Here is a 4668-nt window from a genome sequence, read left to right as displayed (position 1 = left end):
GACGAGGCTGATCAAGCCTTCCAACAGTACCAGCCTGATCAATTACGGCGAGAGCTACCGGTCCGGAGATCGCATCAGCGCCTCTGTCGTCAAGAGAGCTGTTCTGCTTGACCCCAGCCATGGAGCTCAACGCCCCGCGTCGGAGCGCTCCCTGCTTCTGAAGGAAGCCATTAGGTCCGCTCGGGCTTGATCGGAGGCTTGGCTGATGGACGTCGTGGTTGCTTCGCTCAGTTGCCGCCCCATGGCGCGGCTTTGCGGATTATCAGTCCTCTGCCTCTTCGCCGGTCTCAACAGCGCTGTGTAATGTTCATTGTTTATGATGACGCCCCCGCTGTTCACGAGGTTGCTCCTGTCAAGTGTACTCGTCAGTCCGTCCTGGGCCTCACGCTTCTTGCCCAAGTGCCGTTCAAACGGCGCTGGCGCGACTTGTTGAGCTCGAGAGATGGGTCCCTGCTCTCCTGCGTGGCCATGAGCTTGTGCCGCGGTCTGCGCAGCGGCGTCCCCAATGGCACGAGCCTCCATGCCGACTGCGTCTTCCGGACGAGCAGCAAGGGCAATTTCGCGCCCGAGTGCGAACTTCCGGACATGAGTTAGTGCACTGATGTCAGCGGTTTTCATATAGCGCTTGGCATCTTCATCCAGCGACCGCTCGTGAAGCCGATCCGCAATCCCCGGCTTTTTGTTTTCAACCAGGCATTGACTGAAACGTCTAAGAGCAGACCCATAGACCTCAACGGTACGGGGTTTCGGCCCGGTCGGCGCTGCCTCGTACGCTTTGATGAGAGCCGCTGTGTACTCTCTGATGAGCACGGCGTCGGCAGGGTGGGGATTCAGGGCAGGGCGGCCCACCACTGGCGCTCCGCCCGCCCACGTCTTGAGACGACCCAGTGACCCAGCCACGGCCGAGGGGCCGCCACCCCAGATCTCGTACTCCTTGCGATCCCGATCCAGCGACGAATCGTGAAGCCGATCCGCAATCCCCGGCTTGTTATTTTCAACGAGCCAATGACCAAAGCCGAAAAGAATATCTACATGGCGCTTGACCGTGATCTCCCCGACCTTACCGGCATAGAGTGCTGACCTCAGCCCTTCGACAAGGGTCGCATCGTTGGAATAAAGAGGACCCTTGTCGGGACCGGAGACCACTTTTGGGCGATCTGGCTGCACCGCCGCCGGCACAGAACGAGCATGGTCACGCAACTCGGACGGTGCGGGGGGATTCAGATCAACCACTGACGAATCCGGCGCATGATGATGGCGCGCCGTTGAGTGACCCGGCTGCAGCACCGAGGCACCCAGCATCGACCCACTGCCTCCGGCGTACGGCGCCGCGGCGTGTTCTTGTCCGCTCCCTTGCATCATGGGCTGCGCCTCCCATGGCAATGCACCCACTTGATGGGTGGGGGCCTGCATCAGCACGCGAGCGCCTGAATTGCCGATCTCGCTCAGCTGCGGCTCAGTGGCAACGTCCTGCAGACGACTGTTCGGGGTCCTTTGCCTCTTCGCTGGTCTCAACTCCGCTGTATCATGCTCACGGTTGATGAGGACCTCCTCGCTTGGTAGCTGGTTGCTCCTGTCCTGTGCAGCGATCCGCTCGTCCGGCGCGCGCTGGTCGCCGTCGCGCCAGCTCAGGGGACGAAAGGACCCTGCGGGATCCGAGGCTTGGTGATGGGGCCCAGTTGGCACGAAAGACGATGCCAGAACAGCGTCGTCTTCATTAGCTTTCCCAGGGGGGAGATACTCTGGCCAACTGTATTCCTCCTGCGGCCCGCTGTGCTGCGCAGCGGCGTCCCCCTTGCTCTCAAGACTTTGAGATTTAAATGGGTCCCCGGGAGCAACGTCTGGCGCTGACTGGCCGAGCCGCTTGATCTGCTGGTGAAACGTCCCAACGGGGCTTTCCTTAACCGCGTCTCGGGCCTGTCGGTCCATGAGTTCAAAGTTCGTGAGATTATTTGCCGTTCCGAATGTATTGTCACCCCTGAGGCGGGTTTGTAGTGCCTGCCGATTGACGACGAGGTTGTTGAGGTTCAGGTTATCTGGCTGCGATTGCAATCGCCCAACCAGCGCCCGCGTGCCGTCCACCACGTAGACTCCGCAATCCACCACGTTGCTCTGCTGGGCGATGCGGGATACGCCCACGCGGGTCTCCAGGCTGGCGCCCAGATTTTCTGCGAGCTCTTTTGCAAGCGTGTCATTGCATCCGTTGTAGGAGTCATAATGATAGGCAACCGGCCGTTCCCGGTCGCTGCGATCAACGAACAGCAGCGACCAATGGGTGCCGCGCTCCGCAAGAGTCTTACCGCCATCGCTCACTGGCACGAACAGGAAGTCGGCTGTGTCGTTACCGTTCTGATGGACGATGCGCTGGAATGCGCTTAGCATGACGCTCTCGGAGCCCAAGCGCAGATGATAATTGGCTACGAGGGGATCCACGAACCGCGTCCGGGCGGCGAGATCTGGATTGTTCCCCTGCAACTCCTGCTCCAGGAGTTGGTAATCCCTCTGGATATGTTCGTCGCCTAGCCATTCCAATGCGCCGAGCACCCGCCCGTCTTTAGCTTTCCCAGGGGGCCTCTCTGGCCGACCCAATGCCTCCTGCGTCCCGCTGCGCTGCGCAGCGGCGTCCCCAATGGCACGAGCCTCCATGCCGACTGCGTCTTCCGGACGAGCAGCAAGGGCAATTTCGCGCCCGGGTGCGAACTTCCGGAGATGAGCTAGTGCACTGATCCTCCGGTTACCACCGGAGTTCACATAGCGCTTGGCATCTTCATCCAGCGACCCCTCGTGAAGCCGATCCGCAATCCCCGGCTTTTTGTTTTCATGCAGGTATTCACTGAAACGTATAAGAGTAGATCCATAGACCTGAATGGTACCGCGATTCGGCCCGGTCGCAGGCGCTTCTTTGTACTCTTTGATGAGAGCCGCTGTGTAATCTCTGATGAGCGCGGCGTCGGCAGGGTAGGGATTCCGGACAGGGCGGTCGACCACTGGCGCTCCGCCCGCCAACGTCTTGAGACGACCCAGTGCTCTAGCCACGATCGAGGGGCCACCCCTGCTCTCGTACTCCGAGGGGCCACCCCTGCTCTCGTACTCCTTGCGATCCTGATCCAGCGACGATTCGTCAAGCCGAGCAGCAAATCCCGGCCTGTTATTGTCAAAGAGCCAACGACCAAAGCCGAGAAGAGAATTTACATGGCGCTTGACCGTGCTCTCCTTGACCTTACCCGCGTAAGCTGACCTCAGCCCTTCGACAACGGTCGCATCGTTGGAATAGAGGGGACCCTTGTCGCGACCGGAGACCCCTATTGGAGGATCTGGCTGCACCGCCGCCGGCACAGAACGAGCATGGTCACGCAACTCGGACGGTGCGGGGGGATTCAGATCAACCACTGACGAATCCGGCGCATGATGATGGCGCGCCGTTGAGTGACCCGGCTGCAGCACCGAGGCACCCAGCATCGACCCACTGCCTCCGGCATACGGCGCCGCGGCGTGTTCTTGTCCGCTCCCTTGCATCATGGGCTGCGCTTCCCATGGCAATGCACCCACTTGATGGGTGGGGGCCTGCATCAGCACGCGAGCGCCTGAATTGCCGATCTCGCTCAGCTGCGGCTCAGTGGCAACGTCCTGCAGACGACTGTTCAGGGGCCTTTGCCTCTTCGCTGGTCTCAACTCCGCTGTATCATGCTCACGGTTGATGAGGACCTCCTCGCTTGATAGCTGGTTGCTCCTGTCCTGTGCAGCGATCCGCTCGTCCGGCGCGCGCTGGTCGCCGTCGCGCCAGATCAGGGGACGAAAGGACCCTGCGGGATCCGAGGCTTGGTGATGGGGCCCAGTTGGCACGAAAGACAATGGCAGAACAGCGTCGTCTTCATTAGCTTTCCCAGGGAGCTCGCGCCCGAGTTCGGACTTCCGGAGATGAGCTAGTGCACTGATCCCACCGGAGTTGTTATAGCGCTTGGCATCTTCATCCAGCGACCCCTCGTGAAGCCGAGCCGCAATCCCCGGCTTTTTGTTTTCAACCAGGTATTCACTGAAACGTCTAGGAGCAGATCCATAGGTCTGAATGGTAGCGGGATTCGGCCCGGTCGGCGCTGCCTTGTACTCTTTGATGGGAGCCGCTGTGTAATCTCTGATGAGCGCGGCGTCGGCAGGGTCGGGATTATTCAGGACAGCGGCGCGGTCCAGCACTGGCGCTCCGCCCGCCCACGTCTTGAGATGACCCACTGCTCTAGCCACGTCCGAGGAGCCACTCTTGCTCTCGTACTCCTTGAGATCCGGATCCAGCGACTCCTCGTGAAGCCGAGCAGCAAATCCCGGCCTGTTATTATCAAAGAGCCAACGACCAAAGCCGAGAAGAGAATTTACATGGCGCTTGACCGTGCTCTCCAATGCTGACCTCAGCCCTTCGACAACGGTCGCATCGTTGGAATAAAGAGGACGCTTGTCGGGACCGGAGACCCCTATTGGAGGATCTGGCTGCACCGCCGCCGGCACAGAACGAGCAGGGTCACGCAACTCGGACGGTGCGGGGGGATTCAGATCAACCACTGACGAATCCGGCGCATCATGATGGCGCGCCGTTGAGTGACCCGGCTGCAGCACCGAGGCACCCAGCATCGACCCACTGCCTCCGGCGTAGGGCGCCGCGGCGTGTTCTTGTCCGCT

The 4668-nt window shown here is 60.7% G+C and carries 1 protein-coding gene; it reads right to left on the bottom strand.

What is annotated here, in order from left to right:
• Positions 1-126: 126 nt before the first annotated feature.
• A complete protein-coding gene (locus NKI16_RS33840; protein ID WP_352830495.1) occupies positions 127-4485 on the bottom strand; it encodes a Ulp1 family isopeptidase in 4359 nt (1452 codons plus the stop codon).
• Positions 4486-4668 lie beyond the last annotated feature (183 nt).

This window comes from Mesorhizobium sp. M0698 (genome assembly GCF_040320455.1).
Lineage (GTDB): Bacteria > Pseudomonadota > Alphaproteobacteria > Rhizobiales > Rhizobiaceae > Mesorhizobium.
This window is presented reverse-complemented; position numbering and strand designations above follow the sequence as displayed.